A 13,142-nucleotide genomic window follows, 5' to 3' on the forward strand; every position below is an offset into this window, starting at 1 on the left:
GTTCGCGATCCAAGAGGCGCTTGTGGTATGACATTGTTTTCCCACCTCCCATTTCCGGCCGTTCGACGGCTCCAGCAGTGTTCCCGGCATCGGGCATGCTGCGGCGCAATGTCGTGCGGTCCGCGCAACGGGGAGCCGTTCGGCAAAACCCTTTCTCCCATTGGCGCCAACACCTCGAGACAGAGGCCGGGACACGGTCAAACCGTCGGCCTCACGTCCGGATTGAAACCAAGGAGCAACATGATATGCAAATGACCGGCAATACGATCCTCATCACCGGCGGCACCAGCGGCATCGGACGCGCACTGGCTGAAGCGTTCCACGACCGCGGCAACCGCGTCATCATCACGGGACGGCGCCTATCCCTGCTTGAAGAGATTACAGCCGCCCGGCCGGGTCTGGTGGGACTCCCGCTGGATCTCAGTGATCCGGACTCGTTGGCTCATCTTGTCAGCGAGGTTCGCACACGCTTTCCCGCGCTTAACATGCTCATCGCGAATGCCGGCATCTCGCGGCCGGAGGACATGACGACGGATGACTGGGACATATCCGCCGCTCAGTCGATCGTCGAGACGAACATCATGGGCGTGCTGCGCGTGACGGCGGCGTTCCTGCAGTTGCTTAAAGCCCGGCCCGGCGCAACGATCCTCGCGACCAGTTCAAACCTCGCCTTCATTCCCCGCGCCGACTTTCCAACCTATTGCGCCAGCAAAGCCTTCCTGCACTCGTGGCTGCAGTCGCTGCGTCACCAACTCCGTAATATTCCGGTCTGTGTGCTTGAGCTGGCACCGCCTTATGTTCAGACGGAATTGACCGGCGACCGACAGGCATCCGATCCCCGCGCCATGCCGGTTGCCGCCTATGTAGCCGAGGTCATGCAATTGCTGGAGGCGGAAAACCATCCGAGAGGCGAAGTTCTGGTCGAACGCGACCGTGCCCGGCGCTCGGCGGAGCGGGAGGGCCGCTACGAGGAGACTTTTGCCGCAATGAACCCGTCTTAAAGCAGCTGCAGGACATTGAAACGAGAGGCCCGGCATCTCACGAAAGCCGGGCCGCGCACTGCTCGCGGCCCTGTGAACGCCGATAAGGTCAAAACTCCCTCAGGAGTGCATGCGTCCGGCCTTGATGTATTCCACCATCTGGCTGACCACGGTGCCCCAGCCTTCGTGAAAACCCATCTCTTCATGCTTCTTGCGGTTGGATTCATCGCCATGAATGGCGATCGCACGGTAGAGCGTGCCGTTTCCGTTGCGCGCCAGATCCAGCGTGGCTGTGAAAAACGGATTGGCTGACGGCCGGTAACCACCGATCAGCGCGTCGGTGATGACCAGGCGTTCGTGCGGTTTCACTTCGAGATAGCAATGGGTATTGGGATACTCCTGGCCATCGGGCGAGCGCATCGTGAAATTGACTGTCCCGCCGGGCCGCAGGTCAATGTCACAGGCCGTGATCGTCCACGGTTTTGGCGCGAACCACTGGCGCAGATGCTCCGGCGTCGTCCAGGCGCGCCATACAAGCTCTACCGGGACGTCGAGGTCGCGTTCAAGCACGAGATCGAGTTTGGGATTGATTGTGATGTCGGGTAGCTTCATTTGGATTCCTCCTCCTTGAGTTTCATGAGATAGCTGTCCAGTTGATCGAGGCGGCGTTTCCACAGCGCGCGCTGGCGCCCAAGCCAGTCTTCGGCAAGCTTGAGCCGTTCCGCTTCGAGTTCGTAGGTCCGGACGCGTCCGGTCTTGTGTGACCGTACCAGGCCACTTCCTTCCAGCACTTTCAGGTGCTCGACGAAGGACGGCAGCGCCATGCCATAGGGCGCAGCGAGCTCGGATACCGAAGCGGGGCGGACGGTGAGCCGTTCGAGCACATCGCGCCGCGTCGCGTCGGACAGCGCGCGGAAAATATGATCCACGACGGCCGGATCGGGCATGGGCTGGCGTGGCGGCATGCCGCCGCCGGTCTGTGGTATCATGGCCCCCTCCTTTGAAAGCACCGTGTCCATCTGAATGGAAACGGGTTATAGGTCGGATAAAAACTTAGGTCAATCCCTTAGTATTGCCCGACGACAGCGGACCGTTTCCGCAGGCATTCAATCCCGGGCGAGCGAACGAAGGCTAAAGGCCTCCAAAGCGTTGAGCAGATCAACCGGCAGATCAATCGATGGCAGGACAGGCGCGCGACCCGGAATATGAATGCCTTTGCTGTGCAGCCGGTCCAGCTGGGCGGCAAGACGTGCCGGGAAATCTGGAGCAAGCAAATTGGGTTGTATGGCAAAAACAAACAACCCTACCCCTGGCGAAAGAGCGCCTTGCGAAAAGGATGGTGCATCAAGAGACCAATTGGAACCAGTCAATCCTGCGGCAAGCGTTTCAACCATCAGTGCAATATTCGCACCTCGCGTGCCGCCAAAGGCAAGGAGTGCGCCCCGCATCGCTTCACCGGCATCTGTCGTGGAACTGCCTTCGGCGTCTATAGCCCATCCCTCAGGTATCTGTTCTCCCTGTTCGGCAAGTTGCCTTATAGTGACGAAAGCTGTGGCGCTGGAAGCTTGATCAATCACCAGCGGACGCGAATCCTCACTTGGCGCGGCAAAAGCAAGGGGATTGGTGCCAAACACGGCCTCACGGCTCTTTCCCGATGCCATCAGGGCAGGACTGTTCGTTGCCGCGAATGCGACCAATCCGGCATCCGCAAGACGCCTGACATAATATCCCAGCTCACCTGTTGTATAGCTGTTGTGCAGGGCGAGCGCCGCGAGCCCAAATGTACGCGACCGCGTGACCAATTCATCGATCACAAGATCAAATCCAAGATGCGCTATTCCCCCCGCGGCATCAACGCGAATAAGTGCAGGTGCTGGAAATACAACCTCCGGTTCGGCATTGCCGTTGATGCGCCCCTCCGAATATGCGGCCAGATAATCCAGAAGATGCCGAAACCCCACGGCGCTGCGTCCGTTGCATTCAGCGGCAACGGTTGCATCTGCAAGTGCATTTGCGTTTGCACTGCTTGCCCCTACGGAAATACAGGCCCGCCGGGCAAGCGCTTTCGCATCGTCAATCGTTGTTTCCAATTGGCTTCCTCTCCGCTGGATTCGAATTACCGGCTTGAAATCCACCCATATGATGGTTCGCGCTCATGGGCTCGAGCCACGATTCCCGCCTTCAAAGGGCGGTGTCCTGCCATTAGACGAGGCGGGATTATGACCAATTGGTACTGTGTGAACCCTTACCTGTAAAGCAGTCGAAGCGCTGTGTTCTGAGCGCATGTATAATTGAACTTGACCATAATCTGTGATCCAGTCGGGGGAACAGATGGCAGGAACCCTTGACGCGATGAACGTGAGTGAAATTTTGCCGTTTCTTGGACATACCGAACAAAGCGCTGGGCTCTCCAGTCTTCTCTTATCTGCCGAGTTTGATGTTGCCCAGATGCAGGGCCGCGTGCAGCGTGGGCACGGTGTCGGGCATCTTGAACTCAAGCCCCTCGGCATCGAACTCGCCTTCCAATTTCACACCGATTACAAAGAGACCTATGGAACACCAGAGGATGAAGGAAAGGCGGTTCTGTCGGGTGTCTTTGCCTATGACAAAGCCAAGAAGGATCGAAAGGCCTATAATGGCCCTGTTCCCTTCACCCGCGGTCCCCTTCGCAACCGTTCCGATGCACTGCGCGAATTCGGAGTTCCGTATCACACGGAACAGGACGACGACGAAATCGATTGGGATTACTGGTTCAAGGGTGGCGTACAGGTCGGTGCGTTCTATCGGCCAGACACCACTATAGAACACCTATCCTTTTCCATACCATTCAAGACCACTCTCGAAAGGCTGAACCGCCCCCATACCAATAGCGATTGATCTGGCGTGGCCGGGCATGCGGCGGCAGCATTGCCGTTTTGGCTGATCGCGGCCATATGGCGGTAGCGGAAGGATTTTGTCTGGAATGACTTGACGCCGCTGACTTCGTCTCATAGACAACGGCACCGGAGATTCACAGGCTTGTGTCTTGTGTATTGTCTCCAGTGACGAGGCCTCGTGGCGGAGTGGTTACGCAGAGGACTGCAAATCCTTGCACCCCGGTTCGATTCCGGGCGAGGCCTCCAAATTATCCTTCAAACTGTATATCCCGACGTCAATGCGTCAGCGGATGGCGCACGGCCGGTTGCGTGATCCGACTGGAAATTTGCCGTGCACAGGTGCGGGCGGTGCGCTGGTGGGACAGGCGTATCGGGCATAAGCAAGTTCGATCAAGCCCCAATACGGTTCATCGGCACCCGCATCGACAACGCCCCTTCTAAGCCGGGAAAGTCCCGTCACCCTGCCCCAGCTGCCTTTGCATCAGCACCGTATCGACCCATTGGCCGAACTTGAAGCCGGCGGAGCGCAGCGTGCCGACCGGCTCGAAACCAAGCCGCTCGTGCAGCTTCAGCGACCCCGTATTGCCGCTGTTGCCGATGATGGCCACCATCTGCCGCCAATTGCCCGCCTCGCACCGCCGGATCAGCTCGCCAAGCAGCAGCGACCCGATCCCGCGGCCGGCCATGCCGTTGGCGATATAAACCGAATCTTCCACCGTGAAGCGGTAGGCAGGGCGTGGCCGGTAGAGCGTTGCATAGCAGTAGCCCACGATCTGTCCGTTCGCCTCGGCCACCAGATACGGCAGCCCCGCGGCGAGCACGCCCGCCCTGCGCGCCGCCATCTCGCCCACCGCAGGCACCTCCAGTTCAAAGGAAGCGATGCCATTGAGCACGTGATGGGCGTAGATGGCCTGTGTCGGCACCATATCGCGGTCTTCCGCAGCGCGCACATGCACGGAGGCGGAATCAAGAGGCGAGGTCTTTTCTACAAGCAATTGATTATCCAATGAATGATTCTCCGGTTTTCCGCGCCGGACATCGGTCGGCGTCAAGCCGATATCCCGCAATAAGTGGGGTTCGAGCTCCCGCAGCGCCTCGAGCTGATGGCGGCGCGATTGTGGCGCGGCCGTGAGATAGCAGTCCACCCGATGCAACAATGTGCGGATTCTGCCTGCTCGAATGCTCACACGCTGTCTCCTGCGCCTGGTTTCTGCCCCTGTTTGTCAAGGAACCCGGTGGCATTTTGCATCTGAGGAGATATAAAAGAAGCTTTGAACGCCTATACGAACTATAAGGAAAGCTTTGTGTCTTCCCTCAGCCTTGATCAACTGGCCACCTTCGTCGAAGTCATCGAGCTTGGCAGCTTTTCCGCGGCCGCCGACCGGCTGAACATCAGCCAGCCGGCCGTGAGCCTGCAGGTGCGCCAGCTGGAAAAGCGGCTTGGCGTCCGCCTGATCGAACGAATCGGCCGCAAAGCCACCCCCACCGCCGCCGGTACCGAACTTCTTGCCCATGCGGGGCGTATCAACAGGGAGGTTTCGGGCGCCCTGGATGCGATGGCCAGATACACGACCGAGACCATCGGGCGGGTGCGGCTGGGAACAGGAGCCACGGCCTGCATCTATCTGCTCCCGCCGCTCCTCCGCAGCCTGCGGCAAGGGTTTCCGTCGCTGGATATCACCGTCAGCACCGGCAACACGCCGGACATGGTCAAGGCGGTAGAGGACAATGTGCTCGACATTGCGCTGGTGACGATGCCCGCCTCCGGCCGGATGCTGGAAATAAAATCGATTCTGCGCGACGAATTCGTTGCCGTCGCCCCCGCCGGCGTGGTCATGCCGCCGGAGGTGACGGCGGCGGAACTGTCAAAAAATCCGCTGATTCTGTTTGAACCGTCAGGCAATACCCGGCGGATCATCGACCGCTGGTTCGAACAAAGTGGTGTAAGCCTGCAGCCGGTCATGTCGCTGGGCAGCGTCGAGGCCATCAAGGAACTGGTGCGCGCAGGACTGGGATGGGCCATCTTGCCCGCCATGTCGGTGCGTGACCCGGAACAGCGGCGGCCTTTTACCGTGCGCCCGCTGATGCCGCACCTGCACCGGGAACTCGCGCTGATCATTCGCCAGGACAAGACAGTCACGCGCGGTCTGCGCGCACTGATCGCCGCCATCACCGAAGCCGGGACACGCCGTCGCCTCTAAGGGACAGCATTGCAGGGGCGTGCCGGTTCCAGGCGAATCAGGCTTTGCTGTTCGCCGCAGCCCGGCTGCCTTTCCAACGACGGCCAAACTTCACTTCCAGCTGCCGGCGCTTGCGCCGGACCAGCGCAGAATCATGCGACAGCACCACAAGCCCCAGCGGAATCATCCAAAAACCCAGAATCGGCAGAAAACCGAGTGTTCCCCCGGCAATGAGCGCGCCGCCGAGCGTGCGACGCATTGCCACCGATTGTGGAATGGGCACATGGCGGCCAAAGATGCGCATATGCCGGCGCTTTGGCGCGGCGGAATGCTCGTGGGCAGCATTAGGCCCATGATTACTGGCGTTTTCGGGGCGTTCGGTCACGCGGTTGCTCGTCCTTTCCGTGTTCAACAGACCCCGGATGTAGGAATGCAATAGCGGCATGTCATCATTTGTTGTGCACATTAGATGAAAAAAAACGAAATGGTCCTTTGCAAAAGCGAAACCCTTTTGCTATAGGCCACTTCGCTGATGACTGAGTAGCTCTTCCCCGGTAGCTCAGTGGTAGAGCAACCGGCTGTTAACCGGTTGGTCGCTGGTTCGAATCCGGCCCGGGGAGCCAGTCACCTCAAAGGCTTAGCAGCAGACGCTGCTGAGCCTTTTGCTTTTCTGCCTTCCCGCCTGTGGTCATCGTGCGCCAGCGCTGCCAATGCTCTTACGGCCGGAAGCCAATCAGTGCTATGAATAGCCAAGCCAAACATCCCCGTGGAGACATCATGTTCCTGCTCACCGTTGCCGCCATCTGGACCATTGCTGCGCTGACTCCGGGGCCGAATTTCTTCCTGATCGTGCGTTGCACCCTCACCGGTTCGCGCAAGATCGCCATCTCGGCGGCGGCAGGCACCCTCACGGGCACCCTGTGCTGGGGCCTTGCCGGCTGGCTTGGCGTCGGGTCATTGTTCATGGCCGCTCCGATTGCCTATATCGGCCTGAAGATAGCGGGCGGCATCTATCTGCTCTGGCTGGGTCTGCGGCTGCTGTGGCAGTTGCGCCAGCCGGCGGGCGACATGACCATCCCCGCAAGCAAGGTCAGGCTGACACCGCTGGGCGCGTGGCGCCTCGGGCTTGCCACGAACCTTGCCAATCCGAAATCAGCGTTGTTTGTCGCCAGCCTGTTTGCCGCCACCATGGCGCCGGGCACGCCTTGGACCCACGGCGCTGCGGCCGTCGTGGTGATGGTGACCATATCGACCATCTGGTATGCGGGGCTGGTTGCAGCGCTCAGCCACCGCACGGTCGCGGGTGCTTATCAACGGGCACGGCGTGCGATCGATGCCTTTGCCGGGGCAATCTTCATTGGCTTCGGCCTGAAGCTGGCCCTGTCCGACCGCTGAGCGGAGCACGGCAGGCGATGAAGCAAAGCCATTGAGCTGAACTTCTGTACTTTAGTTGAATTGAAAGTTCGAAATCTCCATGTTAGTCACACGGCTTGGAGATGACATCATGTCTGTTTTTGCAATCACCACTTTATGCGTCATTGCCACGTGGCTGGCCTGCTTCCTGTTTCCGCGATTTGACTGAAACAACAAGGCATGCCCTCTGCTCCGTGCGCTGAGGGCGGCAATCCGGAAAACCCCGGGCTAACGCACCCAGGTGGTGTTCTCCACATAGATATCAGCGTCCATGGTTGCCTGGACGAAAACCGAGCGGGCCATGGCAGGCGAAGCATGGCCTTCCATCGCCTCATTGCAGGCCATCCGGGCGAGCAGGTAAATTCTTCCCCGCTCCCCCGGCCAGTCGCTGGACAAAAACTCAGCCGCTTCCGCGACCGAACCGATGTTCCGCAGCTTGAAGGAATGAAGTGACTCGACAGTCACCGGTTTGAACTGAGCATCTTTCATGGCCTAGAAACGCCGATCATTCAGACTGGTTCCAATCTGAAAAGCGCCTGTGGCAAAATTGCGATGGCGCAGCATTCGCTGCGCCCGATCACGACCATGTGCGGGCAATCCTGGGAGGCTAGACCGGCTGACGGAAGTCCAGCCAGCGGTGGTCTCTGTCCGGCTGCTTCAGTTGTGCGCGCATGGCGGGGCTCAGATCGATATCGCAAAGCAGATGTTCGTTAAGGTCGGCCAGCCGGCCGATGGGTCCGGCTTCCTGCTTTTTCCGCTCGGGCGGCACGCGTGACAGGTTCAGGCCCAAATATCGCACTTCGGTCATTTCAGACTCCTAAAGTCATCAATCTCATTTCTATGTCTGGATAAATAGTTGTTTATTTATAGGAGAACCAACGTAAAATACGGTGAGAGCCATCAACCCAATTAATGGATAAATCATGTCCTCCCTGCCGCTGCCAGCCATCCGCGTTTTCGACTCCGTTGCCCGTTTGCAAAACTTCACCAAGGCTGCGGAGGAACTGAACATGACCCAGTCGGCAGTGAGCTATCAGATCAAACTGCTGGAGGAATTTGCCGGCGCGCCGTTGTTTCACCGGCACGCCCGCGGGGTCTCATTGACCGGCAAGGGCGAACTGGTCGCGCCGGTTATCCGCCGTTCTTTGGCTGAACTGGGCGAAACGTTCCGCGCGATCCGCGAAGAACAAAACTCCGTCCTGGTCGTCTCTGTCATACACACCTTTGCCAGCAACTGGCTGACCCCGCGCATTGTCGACTTCCAGACCCGGTTTCCCGATATTTCCGTGCGGTTCGACATCACGTCGCGTCTGGTGGATTTTGCCGCCGAAGGGATCGATTGCGGTGTGCGGATGGGTATCGGGCATTGGCCCGGCCTGAAGTCGCATCTGCTGCTTCCCGGCGGCTTCACGCCGCTTGCCAGTCCAGCATACCTTGAAAAATACGGCCGCCCGCAAAAGCCTGCCGATCTGCTCAACTACCACCTGATCACGCCGGACGACGACTGGTGGCAGGTCTGGTTCCGCCAGGCGGGCGTGGAAGGGCCGTTGGTCATGACCAAACCCGGCTTCGGTATCGATACGCAGCAGATCATCGCCAATCTCGCGCTTTCGGGTGGCGGCGTTGCGCTGGTTTCAGTGGGGATATTCAAGACGGAAATCGATTCAGGCAGGCTTGTTCAACTGTTCGACACCTGCGCCTCGACCGGATGGGACTATCATCTCGTTTATCCCGAAGGCCGGCAGCTTTCACCGAAACTGCGCTTGTTCCGCGACTGGATACTGGAACAGGCGAGCGCCTGATCTCGGTTTCTACCATGCGTCAGCGATAAGCTTCCGTCACGGCCTGCGCCGCCCCTGCGATGATGGCGGAGCGCTGGGTCGGCGTTTCGCGGGAATCGGCGACAAACACGGCGACGGCGATTTTTCCGCCGTCGGGCGCGGTCAAAATCCCCACATCGTTCGTTGCGGCATTGACGCCTTTCCATGTCCGGCTCGTACCGGTCTTGTGGGCAACGGACCATCCTTCGCCTGTCCCGGCGCGCAACCGGTCGGGAAATGTCACCGTCTCGCCCATGATGGCCAGAAGCCGCAGTGTCGACCCCGTGGCGAGGAGTTTGCCATTCATCAGGGCGGCAAGAAATGCGGTCATCGCCCGCGGCGTTGCCGTGTCGCGCGGATCTTTCTGATAAGCCTCGAATGCCGCATCCCGCTCGGCCTCGGGAACCGCCTTCATGGCCTTTTGCAGCACTTTCGCATCCACATAATCCGGCTTCCAGCGCAGGCCGACGGTTTCGGTCTGCAGATGCCGTTCGTCACGATCAATCCGGATGCCCAATATGCCTTTTCCCTCGGCAAACTGATCGACCTTGGCCGGACCGCCAAGCCGTTCGATCAGGATATCCACCGCCGCACTGTCGCTGTCGACAATGGCGCGGCGGACAAGGTCGTCGGCATTGGTTTGAAAGACGCCCTCCCGTTCCACGATCTTGGCGAGGGGCTGTACGGATAAGCTCAGATTTTCCGGTTTGACAACAATCGGTGCCTTGAGGTCTGCAAGCCCCCGATCCGCAGCGTCGAAAACCGCAGCTCCGACGATCAGCTTGACGACGCTTTGCAATGAGAATCGCTCCTCGCCCCGGACACAGACCATCGTGCCGCCCTGGTCCTGCGCGCAAATGCCGACACGCCCATCCTTGCCCTGGACCAGCGCTTCCAGGCGTTGCTTGAGTGCGACCGGATCGGCAATCGCACCCGCATGCGACACGGCCGGCATGCCGAACAGACAGACAAAGGCGACGAGAAAACCAGCTGATTTCATGATCAGATATCCCTGTTGGGCGCTCTTCACAAAAGGATAGTGCCCAAAACGCTCCCTTGGAATGGCCATGCATGCTTCCCTCATACCGAATGAAGATTACACCAGCGTTGCTGTCACCTTACCGATAAGACAAGGATCATCCTTGCACGACCAGCAGTGGCGCGCTTAACATCAATGGCGGCGGCATCGGGGAACAGCATGCGGGCAGTGTTGGGATATGGTCTGGTGGCATTGGGTGCCTGTCTTGTCGCGGCGGCCATGTGGATATGGGTGGGCCACGATTATCTGCGCATCGACCCGTTCTGGATCAGCTGGCTCATTTTCACGTGGTTGCAGCCAGCAAGCATACCCCAGACCTTTTATGACGTCCTTGTCGGCGCGACTGCTTCCGCTGGGATCGCCGCCTATAGCCAAGGCAAGTATCTGCTGCGGTCAGCACAGACCGCCAAATGACTTGTTTGCACCGGCTTCCTGTGCTGAAATTCCGGGATATGCAAGCAAACCCGATGTTCTGCCATGTCGCTTCGCCCGCCGCAAAACCTGACATCCCACTTTGGGGACAGTGCGCCCAGCGCCCTTGATTATGAAATCATGGGGGAAATGGCGGCATCGCTCGGCCGGGCTGGTGAGAAAGTCGAACAGACATTGGCACAACTGGCCTCTGCCGCCATACCGGAACGGGATATGCGGTTAAGGGCAGCGGCACGGGCCGTTCACGCCTACTTTATCCAGCGTGAACTGTGCGGCTTGAGGAATCACGATGCGGCTATCTTGGATTACAATATTCCGCGCGCCGTGCTGATACGGCTCGGCGCGAGCTGATCCCTGAAAACATCGCCGGATACGGCGGGTTTCCTACTTGCCTGAGGATTCTTCCTCAAACATGACGGCCACATCGGCATTCGCCGACAGCCGCACCCTGTTGCCCTCGACCTCGGCAACGAGCGCTGTCGAGATATAATGATGATGGCCCCTATGAGAGCCCTCGCCGCTGTCCTTTTTCGTCAGCTTGATACGGGCACCGTCCACGTGATCGACTGTTCCGACATGAACACCATCGGCGCCGATAACTTCCATATGTTCCTTGATGCGTGTTGCTGGCATGATCTTCTCCAATGTTTGCCAAGCAGAAACGCATGAAACAGGCTTTGGATGCATCGGCGGGCAAGAATTGTCGATCAGCGCCCCGCTCGTCACCGCATCCCGGCAAGCACGGGAATTGCCGCTTGTGTCCCGCCCGGCGGGCCCCTACCATTTCGCGGAAAAGCGCATATCGGGAAAGCATTGTTCGACATGACTGATGAAATTCTCACCCCGGCGGAAATGGGCGAGGCCGATCGGTTGACCATCGCCGGGGGATCGATCGACGGATACCGGCTGATGCTGCGGGCAGGTTATGCTGTCGCACGCCACGTACTGGACCACCACGGCGATGCACCGGCGTTTCACGTTCTGTGCGGTCCGGGCAACAATGGTGGCGATGGCTATGTCGTTGCCAGCCTTCTGGCTGAAAGCGGCGGCAATGTTCACGTGTGGAGTGACGACAAGCCGCGCGCCCATTCCGATGCGGCAATCGCCCGGCGCGATTGCCGCATCGAACCGGCCGCACTTTCCGGCTTCAAACCGGGGGCCGGCAGCGTCGTCATCGACGCATTGTTCGGGGCAGGATTGAACAAGCCCTTGACCGGCAATGTCGCCGCCGCTGTCGAACGGAGCAACACGGCTGTGGTCACCCGCATCGCCATCGACGTGCCTTCCGGCCTTGACGGGGCGACGGGCATGGCCCTTGGCGCGGTATTCGAGGCCGATTGCACCATCACGTTCTTTCGCAAGAAACCGGCCCATCTGCTTTATCCGGGACGCGGCCTGTGCGGCCGGATTGTCGTCGCCGATATCGGCATCCATGACGACGTTCTTTCGATGATCAAACCCGCCTGTTTCGAGAACACGCCGGATCATTGGCGCGCGCTGCTACCATCGCCCGGCGTGGAAACGCACAAATACACGCGCGGCCACGTCGCCGTGTTTTCCGGGGGTGCGACGGCGACAGGCGCGTCCCGGCTTTCCGCGCTGGCAGCCGCGCGCAGTGGCGCGGGTGCCGTTACCCTGCTCTCCCCGGCGGAATCCCTTGCCGTCAATGCGGCACATCTGACGTCGATCATGCTGAGCCGCTGCGAAACCGACCGCGAGCTGCGCGCATTCCTGAGCAAACGCAAACCGTCGGCCATGGTGCTCGGCCCCGGCTTTGGCATAGGCGTGCGCACACGGGACATTGCGCTCCTGCTGCTCAAGGAGGAGCTCCATCTTGTACTGGATGCCGACGCGATCACCTCATTTGAAGACAACAGCGCGGCGCTTTTCGCCTCGGCGCATGGCACCCCGGAAACCCGGCTTGTGCTGACGCCGCACGAAGGAGAGTTCAGGAGGCTGTTCCCCGGTATCGGCGACGAGAATACACCGTCAAAGCTCGAACGCGCCCGCGCCGCCGCCAGGCAGGCCCATGCGGTCATCGTCTACAAGGGTGCCGACACCGTGATCGCCGCGCCGGACGGCCGGGCCGCAATCAACAGCAATGGCACCCCGCTTTTGGCAACCGCCGGATCGGGTGACGTCCTTTCGGGCGTAACGGCGGGTCTGATGGCACAAGGCATGCCGCCCTTCGAGGCAGCCTGCGCGGCGGTCCATGTCCACGCGGCGGCAGCCAACGACCTTGGTTTCGGCCTGATTGCCGAGGATCTTCCTGCAGCTGCGGCAAAAGTGATCGGACGATTGCATCGCATCTGACGGCAAGCCGCCTGCGCATGAGACACTCTTGAGCGCTTGCGTTACCGGCACGCGGACCGTTCGCCAGGTCTTTTAAATTTCCGATTTGA

At 59.7% G+C, this 13,142-nt stretch carries 17 protein-coding genes and 3 tRNA genes; 10 read left to right on the forward strand and 10 right to left on the reverse strand.

The features are described from left to right. Positions 1 to 251: 251 nt before the first annotated feature. A complete protein-coding gene (locus ACP7B1_RS09445) occupies positions 252 to 1,001 on the forward strand; it encodes an SDR family oxidoreductase (protein WP_346308479.1) in 750 nt (249 codons plus the stop codon). Between the two features lie 99 nt (positions 1,002 to 1,100). On the opposite strand, the gene ACP7B1_RS09450 is transcribed toward ACP7B1_RS09445, so the two are convergent. The 4 genes from ACP7B1_RS09450 to ACP7B1_RS09465 form a co-directional block, all read right to left on the reverse strand. Next, positions 1,101 to 1,592 (reverse strand): SRPBCC family protein, encoded by a 492-nt coding sequence (locus tag ACP7B1_RS09450; RefSeq protein ID WP_346308478.1) that lies wholly within the window; start codon positions 1,590 to 1,592, stop codon positions 1,101 to 1,103. Next, positions 1,589 to 1,927, reverse strand: coding sequence for an ArsR/SmtB family transcription factor (locus ACP7B1_RS09455; protein ID WP_403177653.1), 339 nt, complete (start codon positions 1,925 to 1,927; stop codon positions 1,589 to 1,591). Before ACP7B1_RS09455 ends, ACP7B1_RS09450 begins: the two co-directional genes overlap by 4 nt. Before the next feature lie 159 nt (positions 1,928 to 2,086). Further along, complete coding sequence (locus tag ACP7B1_RS09460; RefSeq protein ID WP_346308476.1) at positions 2,087 to 3,070, reverse strand: Ldh family oxidoreductase; 984 nt, start codon at positions 3,068 to 3,070, stop codon at positions 2,087 to 2,089. A gap of 53 nt (positions 3,071 to 3,123) precedes the next feature. Next, positions 3,124 to 3,195, reverse strand: a tRNA-Gln gene (locus tag ACP7B1_RS09465). Positions 3,196 to 3,311: 116 nt separating this feature from the next. Here ACP7B1_RS09465 and ACP7B1_RS09470 point away from each other — a divergent pair. After that, positions 3,312 to 3,857, forward strand: a complete 546-nt coding sequence (locus ACP7B1_RS09470; protein ID WP_346308475.1) for a hypothetical protein — start codon at positions 3,312 to 3,314, stop codon at positions 3,855 to 3,857. 171 nt (positions 3,858 to 4,028) lie between these two features. Continuing rightward, positions 4,029 to 4,102, forward strand: a tRNA-Cys gene (locus tag ACP7B1_RS09475). Between the two features lie 191 nt (positions 4,103 to 4,293). Here the strand turns inward: ACP7B1_RS09475 and ACP7B1_RS09480 are convergent. Further along, complete coding sequence (locus ACP7B1_RS09480; RefSeq protein WP_426136884.1) at positions 4,294 to 5,043, reverse strand: GNAT family N-acetyltransferase; 750 nt, start codon at positions 5,041 to 5,043, stop codon at positions 4,294 to 4,296. A gap of 117 nt (positions 5,044 to 5,160) precedes the next feature. Between ACP7B1_RS09480 and ACP7B1_RS09485 the strand changes: the two genes are divergently transcribed. Next, positions 5,161 to 6,057: a LysR family transcriptional regulator gene (locus ACP7B1_RS09485; protein WP_223613140.1), complete on the forward strand. Its 897-nt coding sequence runs from the start codon at positions 5,161 to 5,163 to the stop codon at positions 6,055 to 6,057. Positions 6,058 to 6,094: 37 nt separating this feature from the next. Here the strand turns inward: ACP7B1_RS09485 and ACP7B1_RS09490 are convergent, their stop codons facing one another. Next, positions 6,095 to 6,340 (reverse strand): hypothetical protein, encoded by a 246-nt coding sequence (locus tag ACP7B1_RS09490; protein ID WP_223613489.1) that lies wholly within the window; start codon positions 6,338 to 6,340, stop codon positions 6,095 to 6,097. 244 nt (positions 6,341 to 6,584) lie between these two features. Between ACP7B1_RS09490 and ACP7B1_RS09495 the strand changes: the two genes are divergently transcribed. Together ACP7B1_RS09495 and ACP7B1_RS09500 are read left to right on the forward strand one after the other, a co-directional pair. Next, a tRNA-Asn gene (locus ACP7B1_RS09495) sits at positions 6,585 to 6,659 on the forward strand. 154 nt (positions 6,660 to 6,813) lie between these two features. Continuing rightward, positions 6,814 to 7,431 carry a LysE family transporter gene (locus ACP7B1_RS09500; protein ID WP_346308473.1) on the forward strand — a complete coding sequence of 206 codons (618 nt, stop codon included), beginning with the start codon at positions 6,814 to 6,816 and terminating at the stop codon, positions 7,429 to 7,431. A gap of 246 nt (positions 7,432 to 7,677) precedes the next feature. Here ACP7B1_RS09500 and ACP7B1_RS09505 read toward each other — a convergent pair whose 3' ends face one another. Further along, entirely contained in the window at positions 7,678 to 7,938 is a 261-nt protein-coding gene (locus tag ACP7B1_RS09505) for a DUF982 domain-containing protein (RefSeq protein WP_346308472.1), read from the reverse strand. 118 nt (positions 7,939 to 8,056) lie between these two features. Beyond that, positions 8,057 to 8,257 (reverse strand): hypothetical protein, encoded by a 201-nt coding sequence (locus ACP7B1_RS09510; RefSeq protein WP_346308471.1) that lies wholly within the window; start codon positions 8,255 to 8,257, stop codon positions 8,057 to 8,059. Between the two features lie 115 nt (positions 8,258 to 8,372). On the opposite strand from ACP7B1_RS09510, the gene ACP7B1_RS09515 reads away from it, so the two are divergent. Beyond that, a complete protein-coding gene (locus ACP7B1_RS09515) occupies positions 8,373 to 9,251 on the forward strand; it encodes a LysR substrate-binding domain-containing protein (RefSeq protein ID WP_346308470.1) in 879 nt (292 codons plus the stop codon). 19 nt (positions 9,252 to 9,270) lie between these two features. Here the strand turns inward: ACP7B1_RS09515 and bla are convergent, their stop codons facing one another. Beyond that, on the reverse strand, positions 9,271 to 10,269 hold the full coding sequence (gene bla / locus ACP7B1_RS09520; RefSeq protein WP_346308469.1) for a class A beta-lactamase: 999 nt from the start codon (positions 10,267 to 10,269) through the stop codon (positions 9,271 to 9,273). A 198-nt stretch (positions 10,270 to 10,467) separates the two neighbouring features. Between bla and ACP7B1_RS09525 the strand changes: the two genes are divergently transcribed. Then, entirely contained in the window at positions 10,468 to 10,722 is a 255-nt protein-coding gene (locus tag ACP7B1_RS09525; protein WP_346308468.1) for a hypothetical protein, read from the forward strand. A 63-nt stretch (positions 10,723 to 10,785) separates the two neighbouring features. Further along, complete coding sequence (locus tag ACP7B1_RS09530) at positions 10,786 to 11,091, forward strand: DUF6665 family protein (protein WP_346308467.1); 306 nt, start codon at positions 10,786 to 10,788, stop codon at positions 11,089 to 11,091. Between the two features lie 33 nt (positions 11,092 to 11,124). Here ACP7B1_RS09530 and ACP7B1_RS09535 read toward each other — a convergent pair whose 3' ends face one another. Beyond that, positions 11,125 to 11,373, reverse strand: a complete 249-nt coding sequence (locus tag ACP7B1_RS09535) for a DUF2171 domain-containing protein (protein WP_426136885.1) — start codon at positions 11,371 to 11,373, stop codon at positions 11,125 to 11,127. A gap of 189 nt (positions 11,374 to 11,562) precedes the next feature. Here ACP7B1_RS09535 and ACP7B1_RS09540 point away from each other — a divergent pair, with 189 nt between their 5' ends. Beyond that, a complete protein-coding gene (locus tag ACP7B1_RS09540; RefSeq protein WP_346308466.1) occupies positions 11,563 to 13,053 on the forward strand; it encodes an NAD(P)H-hydrate dehydratase in 1,491 nt (496 codons plus the stop codon). The last annotated feature ends 89 nt before the right edge of the window (positions 13,054 to 13,142 follow it).

This window comes from Phyllobacterium sp. SL163 (genome assembly GCF_049896885.1).
Lineage (GTDB): Bacteria > Pseudomonadota > Alphaproteobacteria > Rhizobiales > Rhizobiaceae > Phyllobacterium > Phyllobacterium calauticae.

What these genes read in the sequence shown, in the direction of transcription:
- ACP7B1_RS09490 (WP_223613489.1), bottom strand. Translation starts at nt 6,340, where the DNA reads ATGCGCATCTTTGGCCGCCATGTGCCCATTCCACAATCGGTGGCAATG.
- ACP7B1_RS09500 (WP_346308473.1), top strand. Translation starts at nt 6,814, where the DNA reads ATGTTCCTGCTCACCGTTGCCGCCATCTGGACCATTGCTGCGCTGACT.
- ACP7B1_RS09470 (WP_346308475.1), top strand. Translation starts at nt 3,312, where the DNA reads ATGGCAGGAACCCTTGACGCGATGAACGTGAGTGAAATTTTGCCGTTT.
- ACP7B1_RS09540 (WP_346308466.1), top strand. Translation starts at nt 11,563, where the DNA reads ATGACTGATGAAATTCTCACCCCGGCGGAAATGGGCGAGGCCGATCGG.
- ACP7B1_RS09510 (WP_346308471.1), bottom strand. Translation starts at nt 8,257, where the DNA reads ATGACCGAAGTGCGATATTTGGGCCTGAACCTGTCACGCGTGCCGCCC.
- bla (WP_346308469.1), bottom strand. Translation starts at nt 10,269, where the DNA reads ATGAAATCAGCTGGTTTTCTCGTCGCCTTTGTCTGTCTGTTCGGCATG.
- ACP7B1_RS09515 (WP_346308470.1), top strand. Translation starts at nt 8,373, where the DNA reads ATGTCCTCCCTGCCGCTGCCAGCCATCCGCGTTTTCGACTCCGTTGCC.
- ACP7B1_RS09535 (WP_426136885.1), bottom strand. Translation starts at nt 11,373, where the DNA reads ATGCCAGCAACACGCATCAAGGAACATATGGAAGTTATCGGCGCCGAT.
- ACP7B1_RS09505 (WP_346308472.1), bottom strand. Translation starts at nt 7,938, where the DNA reads ATGAAAGATGCTCAGTTCAAACCGGTGACTGTCGAGTCACTTCATTCC.
- ACP7B1_RS09525 (WP_346308468.1), top strand. Translation starts at nt 10,468, where the DNA reads ATGCGGGCAGTGTTGGGATATGGTCTGGTGGCATTGGGTGCCTGTCTT.
- ACP7B1_RS09445 (WP_346308479.1), top strand. Translation starts at nt 252, where the DNA reads ATGACCGGCAATACGATCCTCATCACCGGCGGCACCAGCGGCATCGGA.
- ACP7B1_RS09455 (WP_403177653.1), bottom strand. Translation starts at nt 1,927, where the DNA reads ATGCCCGATCCGGCCGTCGTGGATCATATTTTCCGCGCGCTGTCCGAC.
- ACP7B1_RS09450 (WP_346308478.1), bottom strand. Translation starts at nt 1,592, where the DNA reads ATGAAGCTACCCGACATCACAATCAATCCCAAACTCGATCTCGTGCTT.
- ACP7B1_RS09530 (WP_346308467.1), top strand. Translation starts at nt 10,786, where the DNA reads ATGTCGCTTCGCCCGCCGCAAAACCTGACATCCCACTTTGGGGACAGT.